Genomic DNA, 18,259 nt, shown 5'->3' on the forward strand with positions numbered 1-18,259 from the left:
CGGCGGAGAGCGGGTTTCCAGCGAGTGGTAAGCAGTTGGTAACCGGTCTTTTGATCGTTTTACTCGCAGCCACTGGGAGTGCGACCAGTTTTTATATCAGGAGATCATAGAGTCTGTCGATGAACCGTGCGATTCCGCTACTCCTCGCAGTACTTCTCGGTTTCTCGTTGCTCGTCTCCCCCATAGTTGCGGCCCCTGGAAACGATCTGTCTGGGCCGTCCGATTCTTCCCTCCAGCAAGTGTCGACCACTGATAGGTCCGACTCCAATCTTCGGGAGCTCGAGAACACGACGAACCGACTCTCGCTCGAGAATGCAGCACGAAGCGAGTACGCCGAACCCGGCATGAACATCGGTACGATGTTCGCAAGTACGGACGACAGACTCCGGACCGATCACATCCAGTACGCCATCGTCGATCGCCAGTTCGAGGATGCGACGGAAGCGGAGCGACGGGAACTGCTCTGGGAAGCGTACGCCCGGATCGGAGAGCGATCCGATTCGCTCGAGTCCCGCGAACAGCAGGCCGTGAGAGCACACGCAGCCGGACGGATCTCGAGTTCGCAGTTGCTGCAAACCCTGCATCGAAATCACAAGGAAGCGGCGGCCCTCTCCAGGACGCTCGCCGATCTCAGGGATCGAGCGAGTAGAACCTCGGAAATTGCGCAGTCGATGAAGGACGAGCAGGGGAAACTTGAGATGCACCAGACAGAGCTCCGCTCACAGTTGGCAGCGGCAGGTGGGACCGGTAACAGCGACACCGTGTTCACCGTCAAGACGTCCGAGAACGGCTACGTCATCTCGATGATCGACGAGAATTACGTTCGTGAGGCCGTCCGATTCGACAACCGAAACGCCTCAAAACAGACCCAGTTCGACGGTATCTCCGATGCGTACCCCTACACACTCGATATGTATCCGTGGGCGAACGAGACGAGGTCATCGCCGTCGTTCAACATGCATACAACGGTTCAACTGTCCATGCTCGACATCAGTCACGATCATGGCCATCTCGAGGCGTACCTCGACGGTGGGACCGGTAACATTCACCGAGAAGTGCAGGTTCTGAATCAGGATTCGTTACCGACGGAATCGCAACAGACTGTGAAGAAAGAGGGACTTGATCTGACGATCAATAAAACGGTGAGTGACGGACCGAGCGAACTCACCGTCTCGGATTTGAAGAGCGGTGAGCTGCTGTCGGCGACGGTCACGATCAACGGAACCGAAGTCGGCGAGACCTACGCTGACGGGAGACTGTGGTTCGTTTCACCCGAAGACGGATACGAGCTGGTCGTGGAGACGACGAGCGGGAAGCGTATCAACACGACCATTAGCGGATAGACTGATAGCAGTCGCCGGCGGCTCCCCTCGTCGGATTCGGACGACTTTTTATATCGGATCGAGCGGCCACGGGATGTGTGACCACTGGCCCGCCGACCACGCGACCCGCGTCAACGAGTGCTCCTGAATCGAACCGAGGTATCAGTCCAGTCGTCGGGGTCCTCGCGTTAGTTGCACTCACCGTCTGTCTGGCGGCCCTCGTGGTAGTCGGCGTCGGTGCGTGGTCACTCGAGTCGCCCAGCCCGACTACGGCCTTCGACCTCTCGGCTGACGGGAACAGTTCGTCGGTCGAGATCGAGCACGTCGCCGGCGATGCCGTCGACGTCGAGGAGTTGGAAGTGATGATCGCGATAAACGGGACGGAGCTCTCCACTCAGCCGCCGGTTCCCTTCGTCGGCGCGAGCGGCTTCGATGGCGCGCCCGAGGGACCGTTCAACGCGAAGGCCGATCCGAAGTGGACGACGGGAGAACGGGCCGGGGTGTCTATCGCCGGTACGAACACACCGACGCTATCGGCAGGCGACACTGTCAGCGTCACGCTCGCCGTCGATGGAGAGCGGATAGCCGAACTCGAGACGACGGCAACCTGATGAAGCGGGCGATGATACCCTCGATTATTCGGGCGCGCGACCGATCGTCGTGATCGCGACCTCGGGATCGTACGACGGGCCCATGAACGCGTGTTTCACGCCCTCGAAGCCGGCGGTTTTGAACATGTGATCGGCCTCGTACTCGTCGTAGAAGAGCATGATCGAATCGGCCAGCAGCTGGCTGACGACGTTATCGGGATAGTTCGGGCCGACGACGAGCACCTGCCCGCCGGGTTTGAGGACGCGACGAAATTCCCGCAGGGCGAGGATCGGATTCGGCCAGTACTCGATGGAGCCTGACGACCAGACGACGTCGAACGTGTCGGTCGCGAACGGCAGTCGCTCGGCGTCGCCGCGATGGAAGTGGACCGGTGGCCCGCGTTTACCGAACTTCTCGTACGCCTGTGTGAGCTGGTGTTCGCTCTGGTCGAGGGCGTGGACCTCATCGACGTGCTCGAGCAGGCCCTCGGTCGCGAAACCGGTGCCACAGCCGACGTCGAGGACGGTCATGTCGTCGTCGAACTCGAGCAGCGACAGGGCCTCGCTGCGCATCTCCGCGTTCCAGATGAAGGGGTTCACCTGATCGTAGACCCGTGAGAGGTACTTGTAGAACAGTCGGGCGCGGGCCTTGTTCTCGAGAAGTCCCATTTGTGACGAGTTTCGGTCCGATCGCCATATGTCTGCTGTTCCCGGCGCTCCGAGCGCAGTGTAAGAAGATATTACCGCCCCATTAAAGCCGGTTCGCGCTGAGGCAGTTTCGCAACTACCATATACGCGCTCTGGCAAACGTCCGACTGCTTAGAGTATGCCGAGGCCACAGGTTCTCGAACGAATTAAGTCGGCGGAAGAGGAGGCCGACGAGATCGTCGCACAGGCAGAAAACGACCGCGACGAGCGAATAGCCGAGGCCCGGGAACGAGCCGAGGAGATTCGCACGGAAGCGGAACAGGAGGCCCAAGAGTTGAAGGAGCGCCGCCTGGAGGACGCTCGCGAAGAGATCGATGCGGAGTGCGAGCGGGTCCTCGAAGAAGGCGAACGCGAGCGCGAGGCGCTGGCCGAGCGCGCCCGGGATCGGGTCGACGAAGTGACCGACCACGTCGTCGAACTGTTCCAGGAGGACGTCCATGCTCAGACCTGAACGAATGAGCAAGGTCTCGGTGACCGGATCCAGGGGCGTCATGCCCACGGTCATCGAGACGGTTCACGAACTGAATCTCGTCCACCTCTCGGACTACGACGGTTCCTGGGAGGGGTTCGACAACGGCGACCCGATGGCGGGTGCCGAGCAGTCCTCCGAGAAGCTGGTGACCGTCCGCGCCCTCGAGAGCACCCTGGAGCTGTCGGCCGACGAGGCCGAACCGGGGACGCTCGAGCCGGGCTGGGAACAGCGACTCGAGGAGGTCCGGACGCGAGTCAACGAACTCGACGACCGCCGCGGGGAGATCAACGAAGAGCTCCGGCAGATCAACGAGAAGATCGACCGCGTCGCTCCGTTCGCGGAGCTCGGTATCGACCTCGACTTGCTGTCGGAGTACGAGACGGTCAACGTCCTCGTCGGTGAGGGCTCCCTCGACGAGGTCGAGGCGGCCGTCGACGCATCCGAGGATATTCGGGCGTTCGAAACGTTCACCGGTAGCAATGTCGTGGCTATCGTGGCCGCACCCACAGAAGACGCCGACGAAGACCCGATCGACGACGCGCTGGTCGGCGTCGATTTCACCCGCTACGAGGTGCCCGACACCGAGCGGAGTCCGGACGACTACGTCGACGAACTCGAGAGTCGAAAGCAGACGCTCGAATCACAGCTCGACGAAATTGACGCGGAGCTCGAGGAGATCAAACAGGCGGAAGCCGGATTTCTCCTTCGGGCCGAAGAAGAGCTGACGATCGAGGTCCAGCAGGCGGAAGCGCCGCTGCAGTTCGCGACGACCGAACACGCGTTCGTCGCGGAGGGCTGGATCCCGACTAACGAGTACGACCGGCTCGTCGCCACGCTGAACGATGCCGTCGGCGACAGCGTCGAGGTCGAAGAACTCGAGCGGGCGGACTACGACCGCCACGGCGCACACTCCCATACGGAAGACGTCCAGAAGGGAACGCCCGCCGGGACCGACGAGGAAGACGACAGCGCTGCCGAGGCGGACGACCAGCAACAGAAGGCGGTCACCGACGGTGGCTCGACGGTCACGATGGGCGACGAGCCGCCGACGGTCCAGAAGAATCCGGGAGTGGCCAAGCCGTTCGAACTGCTCGTGCAGGCGGTCAATCGGCCCAAATACAGCGAACTGGATCCGACGATCTTCCTGTTCCTGACGTTCCCGCTGTTCTTCGGGTTCATGATCGGCGACGTCGGCTACGGGATCATGTACGTGGCCATCGGGGCCTACATGGCAACGCAGTTCGACAGCAAGGGCGTCACCAGTCTCGGTGGCGTCGCGATCTGGGCGGGCCTGTTCACGATCCTCTTCGGATTCGTGTACGGCGAGATATTCGGCCTCCACATCCTCGGAGAGGTCGTTTGGCACGACCTGCTTAACGTCGAACTCTTGCCGCTCAACAAGGGGCTCGAGCCGGCGGCAGCCGACTTCGCCCTGGGCTGGATGGTCATTAGCGTGCTGGCCGGGATCGTCCACCTCAACATCGGATACATCCTGGACTTCTACGAGAATCTCAGCCACGGCATCAAGGACGCCCTCTTCCACAGCGGCTCGTGGATCCTGATGATCAACGGGATCTGGATCTGGATCTTCTCGGCCCAAGCAGAGGGCTCGAAGCCCGACTTCCTGTTTACGACGTTCGCCAGCGACGGGCCGTTCCCGATCGGCTTCACCGGGTTCCCGGAGTGGGCGCTATTCACGTTCCCCGAGGCGATCCCGGTGCTGGGCGGGTTCCCGCTTACGGCACCGCTGCTCGTCTTCCTGATCGGGTTCGTCATGCTCGGCGTCAGCGAGCCTGTCGAACTCGTCGAATCGCTCGACGTCGTCGTCAACGTCTTCTCATATACCCGGATGGGCGCAGTGTTGCTCGCGAAGGCCGGCATGGCGTTCGTGGTCAACCTGCTGTTCTTCGGCGGCTACGAGGACCCAGACGGCGCGTTCCACTTCCTTCGAAATCACGAGCCGAGCTACGTCGCCGAACACTACGGTGAGGGTGCCGAAGTCATCTTCGGCGGTCTCATGCACTCGGGGACCGCGGCCCTGCTCGGCGGACTTGTTATTCTCGTACTCGGACACATTGTCGTGCTAGTTCTTGGCGTGACAAGTGCCGGATTACAGGCCGTACGCCTCGAGTACGTCGAATTCTTTAACAAGTTTTATGAAGGCGGTGGGGAGAACTACAAACCGTTCGGAACCGATCGAAATCACAGCGAGAAGTAATCAAACATGATGGACCTAGCACTTCAGCTCACGGACGTTGTACTGCAATCAGGAGAAGGCGCAGCACAGGGTGGACCAACCCTCAATGACGCGGGTGCCGCGGCGATCGCCGTCGGTCTCGCCGCACTCGCAGCAGGATACGCCGAGCGCGGTATCGGCGCAGCAGCCGTCGGCGCGATCGCCGAGGACGACGACATGTTCGTTCCGGGCCTGATCATGACCGTCCTTCCAGAGACGCTCGTGATCCTCGCCCTAGTCGTCGTCTTCATCGTCGGATAACCACACCCCCCTTCTCTCACCAATGAGTTTGGATACAGTCGTCAAAGACATTCGAGAAGAGGCCAACGCGCGTGCGGAGGACATCCGCGCGGAGGGCGAAACGCGCGCCGAGGAGATCGAATCGGCAGCCGAGGCCGACGCCGAGGAGATCGTTACCGACGCGGAACGGGAGGTCGAACGCGAAATCGACCAGCTCCGCGAACAGCGTCTCTCCAGTGCGAAGCTGGAGGCGAAACAGAAGCGTCTGGAGGCCCGTCGCGACGTCCTCGGCGAGGTCCGCGAGGCAGTCGAGGACGAACTCGCTTCCCTCGAGGGCGACACCCGCGAGGAGCTCACCCGCGATCTGCTCGAGGCAGCGAGCGTCGAGTTCGACGAGGGCGACGACGTCAACGTCTACGGTCGCAGCGGTGACCGGGAGCTACTCGAGTCGATCCTCACGGACGACGACTACGAGTACGCCGGCGAGGTCGATTGCCTTGGCGGCGTCATCGTCGAGAGCGACCAGTCCCGGGTCCGGGTCAATAATACGTTCGACTCGGTGCTCGAGGACGTGTGGGAAGACAACCTCCAGGAGATCAGCAACCGACTCTTCGAGCAATGAGCGCAGGTGCCTCGAATCCGGAATACGTGAACGCTCGCGTTCGGTCGCGCCGAGCCTCGCTGTTCTCGGACGAAGACTACCGAAAGCTGATCCGGATGGGGCCGAGCGAGATCGCGCGGTTCATGGAGGAGACAGAGTACGAACGCGAGATCAACGAGCTCGGTACGCGGTTTTCGGGCGTCGACCTGATCGAGTACGCGCTGAACCGCAACCTCGCGAAGCACTTTGACGACCTACTAGACTGGTCGGACGGGCGACTCTATGACCTGATCTCCCGTTACCTGCGGAAATTTGACGTCTGGAACCTGAAGACGATCATCCGCGGGATCTACACCGACACCGATTCCGACAATATTCAGGCGGACCTCATTCGCGCCGGCGAACTCGAGGACCGGACGATCGAACGGCTGCTCGAGGCCGACGAGATCGAGGACGCGATCGAAGTGCTGTACGGCACGAGCTACTACGAGCCGCTGACGGTGGCCTACGAGGAGTTCGAGGAGACCGGCGCGCTCGTCCCCCTCGAGAACGCGCTCGATCGAGAGTTCTACGAGAATCTGCTCGCCGACCTCGGCCGACCACAAGAGGGGCCGGAGGCGAAGTACGTCGAGTTCCTCGAGGCCGAGATCGACTTCCGGAACGCCCGGAACGCGTTGCGACTCGCACGCAGCGGTGCCGATCTCGATCCCGCGACCTACTACATCGACGGCGGCGTGTTGTTCGACCGATCGGATCTCAACCGACTGGTCGGCGATTACGACGCGCTCGTCGATCACATCGCCGACAGCAGGCGGTATGGCGACCGGCTCTCGAGCGCAATGGGTCGGCTGCGCGATGCTGACAGCCTTATCCAGTTCGAGCACGCACTAGACGCTGCGTTGCTCGAGTACGCGGACACGCTCTCGAGCATCTATCCGGCCTCCGTATCGGCCGTGTTGTCGTACATCCTCGCGAAGGAGCGCGAGGTCGAGAACATCCGCGCCATCGCGCGAGGCCGCGAGGTCGGACTCGACGAGAACGAGATCGAAGAAGAGCTGGTGATCCTATGAGCCAGGAAATCGCAGTCGTCGGCAGTCCGGAGTTCACGACCGGCTTCCGCCTCGCAGGCGTCCGCCGATTCGAGAACGTCCCGGACGACGAGAAGGACGAACGGTTAGATGACGCGGCGACGACTGCCCTCGAGGACGAGGGCGTCGGCATCGTCGTCATGCACGACGAGGATCTCGACTACCTGTCGCGCAACGTTCGTCAAGACGTCGAAACGAGCGTCGAGCCGGTCGTCGTCACGATCGGGAGCGGCACCGGTGGCGGCGGCCTGCGCGACCAGATCAAACGCGCGATCGGTATCGACCTGATGGACGAGGACGAAGACAGCTAAACTATGAGCCAGGCAGAAGAAATCGAATCCGTCGACGAAGACGGTGTAATCGAAAGCGTGAGTGGTCCCGTCGTGACCGCCACGGACCTCGACGCCCGGATGAACGACGTCGTCTACGTCGGCGACGAAGGACTGATGGGCGAGGTCATCGAGATCGAAGGGAACCTGACCACAATTCAGGTGTACGAGGAAACCTCCGGCGTCGGCCCGGGCGAACCCGTCCAGAACACGGGCGAGCCTCTGAGCGTCGACCTCGGACCCGGCATGCTGGACTCCATCTACGACGGTGTCCAGCGCCCGCTGGACGTCCTCGAGGAGAAGATGGGGACTGCGTTCCTCGACCGCGGGGTCGACGCCCCCGGGATCGACCTCGAGAAGGAGTGGGAGTTCACTCCCGAAGTCGAAACGGGCGACACCGTCGAACCCGGCGACATCGTCGGAACGGTCGAGGAGACCGTCACCATCGACCACAAGGTCATGGTGCCGCCGGACTACGAAGGCGGCGAGGTCACCACCATCGGGAGCGGCGAGTTCAACGTCGAGGAGACCATCGTCGAACTCTCGAGCGGCGAGGAGATTCAGATGCACCAGGAGTGGCCGGTTCGCGAAGCCCGGCCCGCCGGTGACAAGGAGACGCCGACCGAACCGCTGGTGACGGGCCAGCGCGTTCAGGACGGCCTCTTCCCGCTCGCAAAGGGCGGGACGGCGGCGATTCCCGGGCCGTTCGGCTCCGGGAAGACCGTCACGCAGCAGCAACTCGCCAAGTGGTCCGACGCGGACATCGTCGTCTACATCGGCTGTGGCGAGCGCGGCAACGAGATGACGGAGGTCATCGAGGACTTCCCGGAACTGCCGGACCCGCAGACCGGGAACCCGCTGATGGCCCGGACCTGCCTCATCGCAAACACGTCGAACATGCCCGTCGCAGCGCGTGAGTCCTGTATCTACACGGGGATCACGATCGCGGAGTACTACCGCGACATGGGCTACGACGTCGCGCTGATGGCCGACTCCACCTCGCGGTGGGCAGAGGCCATGCGGGAGATCTCGAGTCGACTCGAGGAGATGCCCGGCGAAGAGGGCTACCCCGCATATCTGGCCGCTGCGCTCTCGGAGTTCTACGAGCGCGCCGGCAAGTTCCAGCTGATGAACGGCGGCGAAGGATCGATTTCGGTCGTCGGGGCAGTCTCCCCGCCGGGCGGCGACTTCTCCGAGCCGGTCACCCAGAACACGCTGCGTATCGTCAAGACGTTCTGGGCGCTGGACGCCGACCTCGCGGAACGTCGGCACTTCCCCTCGATCAACTGGAACGAGTCCTACTCGCTGTACAAGGACCAGCTCGACCCGTGGTGGGAGAGCAACGTCGCCGGCGACTGGTCGGACACCCGTCAGTGGGCGGTCGACGTACTAGACGAGGAGGACGAACTCCAGGAGATCGTCCAGCTCGTCGGCAAGGACGCGCTGCCGGAGGACCAGCAGCTCACCATGGAGGTCGCACGCTACATCCGTGAGGCCTGGCTCCAGCAGAACGCGCTCCACGACGTCGACACCTACTGCGAACCCGAGAAGACCTACCGGATGCTCGAGGCCATCAAGACGTTCAACGACGAGGCCTTCGAGGCGCTCGAAGCGGGCGTCCCGGTCGAGGAGATTCAGGACGTCGACGCTGCGCCGCAGCTCAACCGGATGGGCACGGCCGAGGAGTGGAACGAGTTCATCGACGACATCGAGAGCGACCTCGCAGACCAACTGCGCGCACTGTACTAACAATGAAAGAGTACCAGACTATCACGGAAATCAGTGGTCCGCTGGTGTTCGCCGAGGTCGACGAACCGGTCGGCTACGACGAGATCGTCGAGATCGAGACCGAAGACGGGCGAACGCTGCGCGGTCAGGTGCTGGAATCGAGTCAGGGACTCGTCTCGATCCAGGTGTTCGAAGGCACGGGCGGAATCGACCGCAACGCCTCCGTTCGCTTCCTGGGCGAGACGATGAAGATGCCCGTCACCGAGGATCTGCTCGGACGGGTGCTCGACGGCTCCGGTAACCCGATCGACGGCGGTCCGGAGATTGTCCCCGAGGACCGACACGACATCGTCGGCGAAGCGATCAACCCCTACTCCCGGGAGTACCCCGAGGAGTTCATCCAGACCGGCGTCTCCGCCATCGACGGCATGAACACGCTGGTTCGCGGCCAGAAGCTGCCGATCTTCTCGGCGTCGGGACTGCCCCACAACGAACTGGCGCTGCAGATTGCCCGTCAGGCGACGGTACCGGAGGAAGACGAAGAGGGCGAGGGCTCCGAGTTCGCCGTCGTCTTCGGTGCGATGGGAATCACCGCCGAAGAGGCCAACGAGTTCATGGACGACTTCGAGCGCACCGGTGCGCTCGAGCGCTCGGTCGTCTTCATGAACCTCGCGGACGACCCCGCAGTCGAGCGGCAGGTCACGCCGCGGCTCGCGCTCACCACGGCCGAGTACCTGGCCTTCGAGAAGGACTACCACGTGCTCGTCATCCTGACGGACATGACCAACTACTGTGAGGCACTGCGAGAGATCGGTGCCGCACGTGAGGAGGTCCCGGGCCGACGTGGCTACCCCGGATACATGTACACCGACCTGGCGCAGCTCTACGAGCGCGCGGGTCGAATCGAGGGCAAGGAGGGGTCGGTCACGCAGATTCCGATCCTGACGATGCCCGGCGACGACGACACGCACCCGATTCCGGACCTGACCGGCTACATCACCGAGGGCCAGATCATGATGGATCGGGACCTCAACAGTCAGGGGATCGAGCCGCCGGTCAACGTCCTGCCCAGCCTGTCGCGGCTGATGGACGACGGGATCGGCGAGGGCCTGACCCGCGAAGACCACGGCGACGTCTCCGACCAGATGTACGCCGCCTACGCGGAGGGTGAGGACCTGCGCGACCTCGTGAACATCGTCGGTCGCGAAGCGCTCTCCGAGCGGGACAACAAGTTCCTCGACTTCGCCGACCGCTTCGAGACGGAGTTCGTCCAGCAGGGGTACGACACCAACCGCTCGATCGACGAAACGCTCGAGGTCGGCTGGGACCTGCTATCGGACCTGCCGAAAGAGGCGCTCAACCGGATCGACGAGGACCTCATCGCGGAGCACTACCGCGAAGACGAAACGGCCGAAGCCGTGCAGGCCGACTGATCGTCACGGATCACCTGCATCCAGTTTTTGCTGTTTCGGTCGTCCACTTTTGACTCAGCGACACCTCGAGCGCCAGCTAGTTCGGAACGGCGAACCGAGAAATGAGTCAGAAAAAGGGATGCTGAGGAGATTTAGTTCCTGTTGGAATAGAAAAATAAATCAGTCTGAATGTATTATCTATCAGTGATGTCTAATTCAGTAGTCGCCCTTTGTATCGGTGTTATAATTGGATTTGCGTTACTCATCTATGAGTTCGTTTTGACATCATATATCGAGGATCGCATCGATGAACGTGGTACAACCGTTCTACATATATTAGGTGTCGGTAGTGGATCAGGAGTGCTGATCTGGCTCACGGACACCTATCTCTCGTCGTTCGTGTACGGGCTCGTCGGACTCGTACTCGTGGTTGTTGCGGTTGCTATCGGTAGCCGATGGGGAACAGTTTGGCTGGCTTCGGAGTGAAGGCGCTCGACTCGAGTTTTCGCCTTGTTCAGTATTCGATAACTCAGCGCCGGTCAGCGTTCGCTGTCAGCAGTAGCTGATGCCGTTTCGGTCCAAACCACCCGCATGACGGATTGAACACCGAGGACGGCGCTGATCACCAACAGGAAGATGAGAGCATCGCTTTCGATGCCGACGAACCGTACGGTAGCGATGTGTATCGAGATCGTCACCAGGACTGCCACGACGACTTCGATCAGCCAGTCGGGGACGTGACCCGTGTAGCGATTCCGTTCCATCAATTTTGGATTGGGTAGTACACGAACACTATACTCTAAATAATTTCCGGTAGTATATCCGAAAAGAGGGTTGGACAGCGGTCACACCACAGTATCAGACTACTCATTCGTTAGTCAGAGTGTCACTGTAAGCGATAAATAGAAACAACCGTATGCCTCTCCATTGAATCGTGGTATGTATGCACAAACCATTGCTCGTCCCGGAGTTCCTCGACCGGGCGCGGACGCACTACGGCGACGACGAGGCGGTCGTCGCTACCACGGGCGAACGGTTCACGTACGACGAACTCGGTGAACGGGCTGACCGGTTCGCCGCGGCGCTACAGGAGCGCGGGATCGAGAAGGGCGACCGCGTCGCCGTGCTCGACCCGAACACGCACTACCACCTCGAGGCCGCCTACGGAATCATGCAGATCGGGGCAGTCCACACGCCGCTGAACTATCGGCTCACGCCCGACGATTTCGAGTACATCCTCTCGGACGCAGGGGTTGACGCGATCTACGCTGACTACGACTTCGCCCAGCGGATCGAGGCGGTTCGCGACGAGGTGCCGACGGAGACCTTTATTACGAACGATCCGACCGAAGTGGAAGGTGACTGGGAGAGTTTCGACGGCGTGCTCGAGGAGGCGGACACCGAATACCACCGCCCCGAGATGGCCGAGGACGAGATCATCACGATCAACTACACCTCGGGGACGACGGGCGATCCGAAGGGGGTCTGCCGGACCCATCGCTGCGAGACGATTCACGCCTACCTACTGGTGGCCCATCAGGAGATCACCGACGACGACACCTACCTGTGGACGCTGCCGATGTTCCACGCGAACGGCTGGGGCCACATCTTCGCGGTGACGGGAATCGGTGCGACCCACGTCTGTACGCGCGGAATCGACGCCGGAGAAATCTTCGAAACCGTCCGATCGGAGAACGTCTCCTACATGTGCGGCGCGCCGACGGTGCTGAACATGCTGGTCGACTACTACGAGGAGAACGACCCCGAGACGGTCGGTGACGAGGATGTCCGACTTGCGACCGCCGGCAGCGCGCCGCCGGAGGCGACCATCCGGACCGTCGAGGACGAGTTCGGCTGGTACCTGAAACACGTCTACGGGGCGACCGAGACCGGGCCGCTGATCACCACCTCCGACGCCCGCCGGCACTTCGACGACGACAGCGACGACCGGTTCCGGATCAAAAAACGACAGGGGCTGGCCTATCTGGGAACCGAGATTCGGGTGGTCGATGAGGACGGAAACGACATCCCACGCGACGACGAGACGCTCGGCGAGGTCGTCGTTCGGGGTAATCAGATCATGGATAAGTACTGGGGGAAGCCCGAGGCGACCGAGGAGGCCTTCACCGACCGCGTCGAGGGCTACTATCACACGGGCGACCTCGCGACGATCGACGAGAACGGGATGATCGCGATTCAGGACCGCAAGAAGGACATCATCATCTCCGGCGGGGAGAACATCTCGAGCATCGAACTCGAGGACGCGCTGTTCGATCACCCCGAGGTGTCGGACGTGGCCGTGATTCCGGCACCGAGCGACGAGTGGGGCGAGACGCCGAAGGCGTTCGTCGTCCCCGCGAGCGGCGACCCGGACGATCCGGGCGTAATGGAGGGCGACCTCGAGGCCTTCACTCGCGAGAACCTCGCGGGCTACAAGGTCGTCCATCGGGTCGAGTTCGTCGCGGAACTGCCGACGACCGCGACGGGCAAGATCCAGAAGTACGAACTCCGGCAGGAGGAGTGGGAGGACGAAGAGCGAATGGTCGGACAGGGATAAGGGTCGGAGAACACACGATCGCCGACCGATTCCGTCGGGCCCGATCGAGGCGATAGCGACTGATGGGCGGTGAACAGCCGCCTCTCGAGGGACCGATCGAGCCCGTAACGGACCGGGAAAATCGAATAACTTGATCCACACTAGTGGCACAAGAGAAAAGCTTACTATCCGGAATTATGTTCTAGGTGTTGTTGTTAGCGGCTCGGCGACATAATTAAAATCCCGATCAAAACATGGACTCAAGACGCCAACACACTGACTCGGAATCGCTGGCGAAATATTTGTCGCGGATCGGAACGGGCACACAAGTACTCGCACTTGCCATCATCCTCATCGGAGGAGTGGTGGCCGCTGACGGCATTTATCCGATGATCTCGGCGTCGTACACGATGATCCTCGCCGCAGGGGCGCTCGTCTTCGCCGCGAGTTCCTACTTCGAGGTGAAGGCGCTCGAGGCGCGCTTCGACGCGCGGGATCCGTAAGGATGCAAAGTATGGAACGTGCACTGGTACCATGGTTGGTGGCGTCATCGGTGCTGGAGTTGGAGCAGCTGTTGGCGCTGGTGCTATCTAAAAACCATTTTCGTAGTAGCGTTAGTTTCCGTAGCGATTGTAGCGGTGAGTCTATCAGTTATTGAGAAAGGGTTCTTAGATCACTCCTATATCATAAAGGTCTGATCAGTTCGAACCGATCGACGAGCAGCGGGTCTACATCCTCGAATCGGAGGACCGGTGACGAACAGCGATGGTCGCGGTGAGGATCAAGCGCTACGTGTGTCGATTGTCCCACTCGTCGTGCTCATCTCGTTCGATCCCCGTCACCCGGTCGTCCTGTTCGTCGGTCCCGTCGCGGTCGTCCCACTCGGTCTCCGTACGCTCGTCACCAGCAACGGGGCGGATCAAACCGGTAGCCGAGCGCGACGGATTTCGGCCGCCGTGCTCTTTCGCGATCCGTTCCGCTTCCGCGCGATCGACCACAGTCGGGTTCGACGTTTCCCGACTGATCGCCAGCCAGAGTACGAGCGGGATCGCGAAAGAGACCAGCAGAACGATCGCGAAAGCGACGGACATGGCTCGTCCGGTACTCAAGGATCCGAGCACAAATGTTTTGTGCAATGACAGGAAGTTTCGACTATGAAAGACGACGACCGCGGCTGTCCGAAGTGCGATCACACGGAGACGGAGATTGACGAAATTTCGACGACCGGGAGCGGACTCTCGAAACTGTTCGATATCCAGAACAGGAGATTCATGGTCGTCAGCTGTACGAACTGTGGCTACTCGGAACTCTACAAAGGCCAATCCTCGGGCGATATGGTCGATCTCTTCCTCGGATAGAAACCGACACCCGAACGGGACCGCTGGCGTCGATTTCCAGCGCCTCGAGCGCGAACGGTGCGCGGAAACTGTAAACAGTTATCCGACTGGGGGCGTTAGCCCCCCACAAGATGGCCAACGACGTCAAGCCCACCCGCAAGAACTTGATGGCGATCGAGGATCGCATCGAGCTTTCCGAGCGGGGACACGGCACGCTCGAGAAGAAACGCGACGGGCTGATCATGGAGTTCATGGACATTCTGGACAAGGCCCAGGACGTCCGCGGCGACCTCGCCGACGACTACGAGGCCGCCCAGAAGAAGATCAACATGGCCCGGGCGATGGAAGGCGACGTTGCGGTCCGCGGTGCCGCGGCGGCGCTACAGGAACACCCCGAAATCACCACCGAATCCAAGAACATCATGGGCGTCGTCGTCCCGCAGATCGAGTCCTCCAAAGTCACCAAGAGCCTCGACCAGCGGGGCTACGGGATCATGGGCACCTCCGCCCGCATCGACGAGGCCGCCGAAGCCTACGAGGACCTGCTGCAGAGCATCATCCTCGCCGCCGAGGTCGAGACGGCGATGAAGAAGATGCTCCGCGAGATCGAGACCACCAAGCGCCGCGTCAACGCACTCGAGTTCAAGCTCCTGCCGGAACTGTACGACAATCAGGAGTACATCGAGCAGAAACTCGAGGAGCAAGAGCGCGAGGAGACGTTCCGCCTGAAGAAGATCAAGGAGAAGAAGGAAGCCGAAGAGAAGGCGGAACGAGAGGCCGAGGAGGCTGCCGACGCCGAGGAGGCCGAGGAAAAACAGGAAGAACTCGAGGAGATACAGCCGGATACCGCCGCGCAGTCCCCGACGAGCACTCAGTAAGGCGCGCTCGTTGTCTCGATTCGATAATTGAGCTGACTTATTCCCGTGAGATCGAACTCGAGTGCCGACACCACCAGCTCGAGCAGTTGCGCTATTGATCGAGCCGACGCGTCGAAAAGCGGGGTGTGCTCCGTCCCAGTGGGTCGAGTCGATCGAACGCGGACCCTCGATGACGGAACCAGCTACTTGCCGGTCGGCCGCACGTTATTCTTGATGGCCTGTTTCACCTGCAGAGCCGCACTCGCGGCCAGTCCGCGGGCAACTTCATCGCGTTCGTCCGCGGTGATGACCTCCTCGGCGGCCGCCTCCTCGAGGTCGGGCGTGAAACCGGCACTGACCGCGTGGCCGACTGGCGGTCGGACGGCGACGGTGACCTGCGGGCCGGTCATCCCGCTCGAGACGTCGGCATCGACGACGTATTCGTTGGGAAGGAACTCGCGCGTCCGGGCGGCGATCCGCGAGACGTCGCGGTGGAGCAGTCGTTTCTGTGTACTCGAGAGGTCAGGAACGTCCGCCGCTGCACGCTGCCCAGCCCCAGTCTCGCCCGGTAGCCCTGCGTACGGCGTATTTCCGTTCATGAGAAGTGTGTACCCGTAGCAATGCGCCGCCGGGTCAAAAGGGTTCGCTTTGGGTCAATCCGAGAGGATCGGCTCGCTGTCGCCGTAGACGGCGAGGACGACGGCCGTCGTGTACCGACCCGAATCGGCCTGCCGACTCTCGACGGCCGCCCGCGGGTCTGCGAACTGCCAGTCGCGAAGCTCCTGTCCCGCAGCCAGTCCCTCGCGGACCCGGCGTTCGACGTCGTCGCGATCCATCTCGCCCGCGGTCTCGTAGAACAGGCCCGGACCGTCGTCGACCGATTGCGACCACGCGAGCGCGGCGCTCACGCGCCCGGGGCCGGCGGTGGTGGCTCGAGCCTCGACGACGGTCAGACGCTCGCCCGCGGGGCCGAGGTCGGGGGCGGTGCCGACGGCCTCGACGTGAGTCTCAGCGGGAATTACGGACGAGACCGAGACGAGATTGTAGTTCTCGACGCCGGCCTCGGCGAGGGCCGCGTCGTAGGACGCCATCGCCGTGGGTGCAGACGCGGACCCCCAGACGACTCGAATCGTGCTCATACTCGCTTTCGGGGACGAGCAGCGTAAGGCGTTGCGATCCGAAACGGATACGCAAACGTGACCGCGCAGTGGCCGTGAGCGGAGCCCGAAGAAACGAGGGCTCCGCGAACCGGGGGAGGGCAGGCTATTTTCAGGTCCGACCGCGAGCGAACGCAGTGAGCGAGCGGGCCGACGACCGATGTGAGTGACTGAAAGGAACGAACGGAGGGAGGTGTGCTTTTAATCGAATCTGAGCGGAGCGAAGCTCCGCGAGGTCCAAAAGAGCGCGAAGCGCTCTTTTGAAGATTTTGCCGAGGGCGCGGCTCCGCCGCGCCCACAGAGCAAAACTTCGGTCGTTATTGGTAGAAGTAACCCGCCGACGAGATCACGTCGCTCGAGTCGTCCTTTTCGATCTTCTCGAGGGCGTCGGCGAAGTCCGCATGGGTGACCTGATCGCGGTCGTTGCGGATGGCGAACATGCCGGCCTCGGTGGCGAGGCTCTCGATGTCCGCACCGGAGTAGCCGCCGGTGTCGGCGGCCAGGTCGGCGAAGTCGATGTCGTCGGCGACGTTCATCCCGCGGGTGTGGATCGCGAGGATCTGCTCGCGTCCTTCCTCACTGGGTTCGGGGACTTCGATGAGGCGGTCGAACCGGCCGGGGCGCAGGATGGCGCGGTCGAGCATGTCGAAGCGGTTCGTGGCGGCGATGATGCGGATCTCGCCGCGGGCCTCGAAGCCGTCCATCTCCGAGAGCAGTTGCATCATGGTCCGCTGGACCTCGGCGTCGCCGGAGGTCTTGGACTCCGTGCGACGAGTCGCGATGGCGTCGATCTCGTCGATGAAGATGATGGCGGGTTCGCGCTCGCGGGCCATCTCGAAGAGGTCACGGACGAGCCGAGAGCCCTCGCCGATGAACTTGCGAACGAGTTCCGAGCCGGCCATCTTGATGAAGGTGGCGTCGGTCTCGTTGGCAACGGCCTTTGCGAGCATCGTCTTCCCCGTCCCCGGCGGGCCGTAGAGCAGGACGCCGCTGGGCGGGTCGATCCCGACCTCGTCGAACAGTTCGGGCTCGGCCAGGGGCTGCTCGACGGCTTCGCGGACTTCGCGGACCTGCTCGTCGATACCGCCGATATCCGCGTAGGTGACGGTCGGCTTCTCGGTGATCTCCATCGACTGCGCGCGCGCGTCGGTCTCAGCGTTCAACAGCGATTGGATCGCGAAGGAGTCGTTGACTGCGACGCGGTCGCCTGGCTCAACGCGATCGACCATCCGGGAGGAGACGTCAGTGAGCACCTCCTGATTGTTGCCATGTTGTTTGACGATGACCTGCTCGTCGTCGAGGACGTCCTCGACGGTGGCGATGTACAGCGACGAGCTCTTCAGCGTCTCGTTTTCGCGTTCGACGCGATCGACTTTCTCCCGGAGGCGCTCGCGACGATCCTCGGCGTCGTCGAGCTGGGCCGCCAGCTTGTCGTTGACGTCGACGAGCTCTTCGTAATGCCCGCGGAGCGCCTCGAGCCGCTCGTCGTCGGGGAGTTCGGAGTCGATATCGCGGTGAGGTCGGTCGGGAATAGACGGGCTTCGAGACATCTTGATATACGCCGTTAAGATATCGACAGTAAATGTGCCTTTGGGTCCCGGAGGGTTTTCTGTCGAATGACAGTCGCTTTACCCCGGCTAGTGCAG

General features: G+C 62.0%; 20 protein-coding genes. 14 read left to right on the plus strand and 6 right to left on the minus strand.

Annotated elements, in window-relative coordinates:
* Positions 1 to 119 precede the first annotated feature (119 nt).
* Both HYG81_RS27585 and HYG81_RS27590 read left to right on the plus strand, forming a co-directional pair.
* Positions 120 to 1,343 (plus strand): DUF7096 domain-containing protein, encoded by a 1,224-nt coding sequence (locus HYG81_RS27585; protein ID WP_180842847.1) that lies wholly within the window; start codon positions 120 to 122, stop codon positions 1,341 to 1,343.
* A 77-nt stretch (positions 1,344 to 1,420) separates the two neighbouring features.
* On the plus strand, positions 1,421 to 1,933 hold the full coding sequence (locus tag HYG81_RS27590; protein WP_226376050.1) for a type IV pilin domain-containing protein: 513 nt from the start codon (positions 1,421 to 1,423) through the stop codon (positions 1,931 to 1,933).
* 24 nt (positions 1,934 to 1,957) lie between these two features.
* Here HYG81_RS27590 and HYG81_RS27595 read toward each other — a convergent pair whose 3' ends face one another.
* A complete protein-coding gene (locus HYG81_RS27595; protein WP_180842848.1) occupies positions 1,958 to 2,581 on the minus strand; it encodes a methyltransferase domain-containing protein in 624 nt (207 codons plus the stop codon).
* 157 nt (positions 2,582 to 2,738) lie between these two features.
* On the opposite strand from HYG81_RS27595, the gene ahaH reads away from it, so the two are divergent.
* Genes ahaH through HYG81_RS27635 form a run of 8 tightly spaced genes read left to right on the plus strand, consistent with a single transcriptional unit; the run spans position 2,739 to position 10,747 of the window.
* On the plus strand, positions 2,739 to 3,071 hold the full coding sequence (gene ahaH / locus HYG81_RS27600) for an ATP synthase archaeal subunit H (RefSeq protein ID WP_180842849.1): 333 nt from the start codon (positions 2,739 to 2,741) through the stop codon (positions 3,069 to 3,071).
* Positions 3,058 to 5,310 carry a V-type ATP synthase subunit I gene (locus HYG81_RS27605; protein ID WP_226376051.1) on the plus strand — a complete coding sequence of 751 codons (2,253 nt, stop codon included), beginning with the start codon at positions 3,058 to 3,060 and terminating at the stop codon, positions 5,308 to 5,310. The genes ahaH and HYG81_RS27605 overlap by 14 nt, the downstream gene beginning before the upstream one ends.
* 9 nt (positions 5,311 to 5,319) lie before the next feature.
* Positions 5,320 to 5,589, plus strand: a complete 270-nt coding sequence (locus HYG81_RS27610; RefSeq protein ID WP_425492911.1) for a hypothetical protein — start codon at positions 5,320 to 5,322, stop codon at positions 5,587 to 5,589.
* 22 nt (positions 5,590 to 5,611) lie between these two features.
* Positions 5,612 to 6,190 carry a V-type ATP synthase subunit E gene (locus tag HYG81_RS27615; RefSeq protein WP_180842851.1) on the plus strand — a complete coding sequence of 193 codons (579 nt, stop codon included), beginning with the start codon at positions 5,612 to 5,614 and terminating at the stop codon, positions 6,188 to 6,190.
* Positions 6,187 to 7,239, plus strand: a complete 1,053-nt coding sequence (locus HYG81_RS27620) for a V-type ATP synthase subunit C (protein WP_180842852.1) — start codon at positions 6,187 to 6,189, stop codon at positions 7,237 to 7,239. The genes HYG81_RS27615 and HYG81_RS27620 overlap by 4 nt, the downstream gene beginning before the upstream one ends.
* Entirely contained in the window at positions 7,236 to 7,568 is a 333-nt protein-coding gene (locus tag HYG81_RS27625; protein ID WP_180842853.1) for a V-type ATP synthase subunit F, read from the plus strand. The genes HYG81_RS27620 and HYG81_RS27625 overlap by 4 nt, the downstream gene beginning before the upstream one ends.
* A gap of 3 nt (positions 7,569 to 7,571) precedes the next feature.
* Positions 7,572 to 9,335, plus strand: coding sequence for an ATP synthase subunit A (locus tag HYG81_RS27630; protein WP_180842854.1), 1,764 nt, complete (start codon positions 7,572 to 7,574; stop codon positions 9,333 to 9,335).
* A 2-nt stretch (positions 9,336 to 9,337) separates the two neighbouring features.
* Positions 9,338 to 10,747, plus strand: coding sequence for an ATP synthase subunit B (locus HYG81_RS27635; RefSeq protein WP_180842855.1), 1,410 nt, complete (start codon positions 9,338 to 9,340; stop codon positions 10,745 to 10,747).
* A gap of 518 nt (positions 10,748 to 11,265) precedes the next feature.
* Here HYG81_RS27635 and HYG81_RS27640 read toward each other — a convergent pair.
* A complete protein-coding gene (locus tag HYG81_RS27640; protein ID WP_180842856.1) occupies positions 11,266 to 11,490 on the minus strand; it encodes a hypothetical protein in 225 nt (74 codons plus the stop codon).
* 179 nt (positions 11,491 to 11,669) lie between these two features.
* Between HYG81_RS27640 and HYG81_RS27645 the strand changes: the two genes are divergently transcribed.
* Together HYG81_RS27645 and HYG81_RS27650 are read left to right on the plus strand one after the other, a co-directional pair.
* Entirely contained in the window at positions 11,670 to 13,283 is a 1,614-nt protein-coding gene (locus HYG81_RS27645) for a long-chain-fatty-acid--CoA ligase (protein WP_180842857.1), read from the plus strand.
* Positions 13,284 to 13,627: 344 nt separating this feature from the next.
* A complete protein-coding gene (locus HYG81_RS27650) occupies positions 13,628 to 13,765 on the plus strand; it encodes a hypothetical protein (protein ID WP_180842858.1) in 138 nt (45 codons plus the stop codon).
* Positions 13,766 to 14,050: 285 nt separating this feature from the next.
* Here the strand turns inward: HYG81_RS27650 and HYG81_RS27655 are convergent, their stop codons facing one another.
* A complete protein-coding gene (locus HYG81_RS27655) occupies positions 14,051 to 14,353 on the minus strand; it encodes a DUF8143 family protein (protein WP_180842859.1) in 303 nt (100 codons plus the stop codon).
* Between the two features lie 63 nt (positions 14,354 to 14,416).
* Here HYG81_RS27655 and HYG81_RS27660 point away from each other — a divergent pair, with 63 nt between their 5' ends.
* Both HYG81_RS27660 and HYG81_RS27665 read left to right on the plus strand, forming a co-directional pair.
* Positions 14,417 to 14,620 (plus strand): zinc ribbon domain-containing protein, encoded by a 204-nt coding sequence (locus HYG81_RS27660; RefSeq protein WP_180842860.1) that lies wholly within the window; start codon positions 14,417 to 14,419, stop codon positions 14,618 to 14,620.
* Positions 14,621 to 14,730: 110 nt separating this feature from the next.
* Positions 14,731 to 15,477, plus strand: coding sequence for a V-type ATP synthase subunit D (locus tag HYG81_RS27665; RefSeq protein WP_180842861.1), 747 nt, complete (start codon positions 14,731 to 14,733; stop codon positions 15,475 to 15,477).
* A 182-nt stretch (positions 15,478 to 15,659) separates the two neighbouring features.
* On the opposite strand, the gene HYG81_RS27670 is transcribed toward HYG81_RS27665, so the two are convergent.
* From HYG81_RS27670 to pan2, 3 genes are all read right to left on the minus strand, one after another.
* The gene (locus HYG81_RS27670) at positions 15,660 to 16,055 is read right to left on the minus strand and encodes a DUF5811 family protein (RefSeq protein WP_180842862.1); all 396 of its coding nucleotides are present in this window, start codon (positions 16,053 to 16,055) and stop codon (positions 15,660 to 15,662) included.
* Positions 16,056 to 16,109: 54 nt separating this feature from the next.
* Positions 16,110 to 16,595, minus strand: a complete 486-nt coding sequence (locus HYG81_RS27675; RefSeq protein ID WP_180842863.1) for a pyruvoyl-dependent arginine decarboxylase — start codon at positions 16,593 to 16,595, stop codon at positions 16,110 to 16,112.
* 335 nt (positions 16,596 to 16,930) lie between these two features.
* Entirely contained in the window at positions 16,931 to 18,163 is a 1,233-nt protein-coding gene (pan2, locus tag HYG81_RS27680) for a proteasome-activating nucleotidase Pan2 (RefSeq protein ID WP_180842864.1), read from the minus strand.
* Positions 18,164 to 18,259 lie beyond the last annotated feature (96 nt).

Origin of the sequence: Natrinema zhouii (assembly GCF_013456555.2) — an archaeon.
GTDB classification, from domain to species: domain Archaea; phylum Halobacteriota; class Halobacteria; order Halobacteriales; family Natrialbaceae; genus Natrinema; species Natrinema zhouii.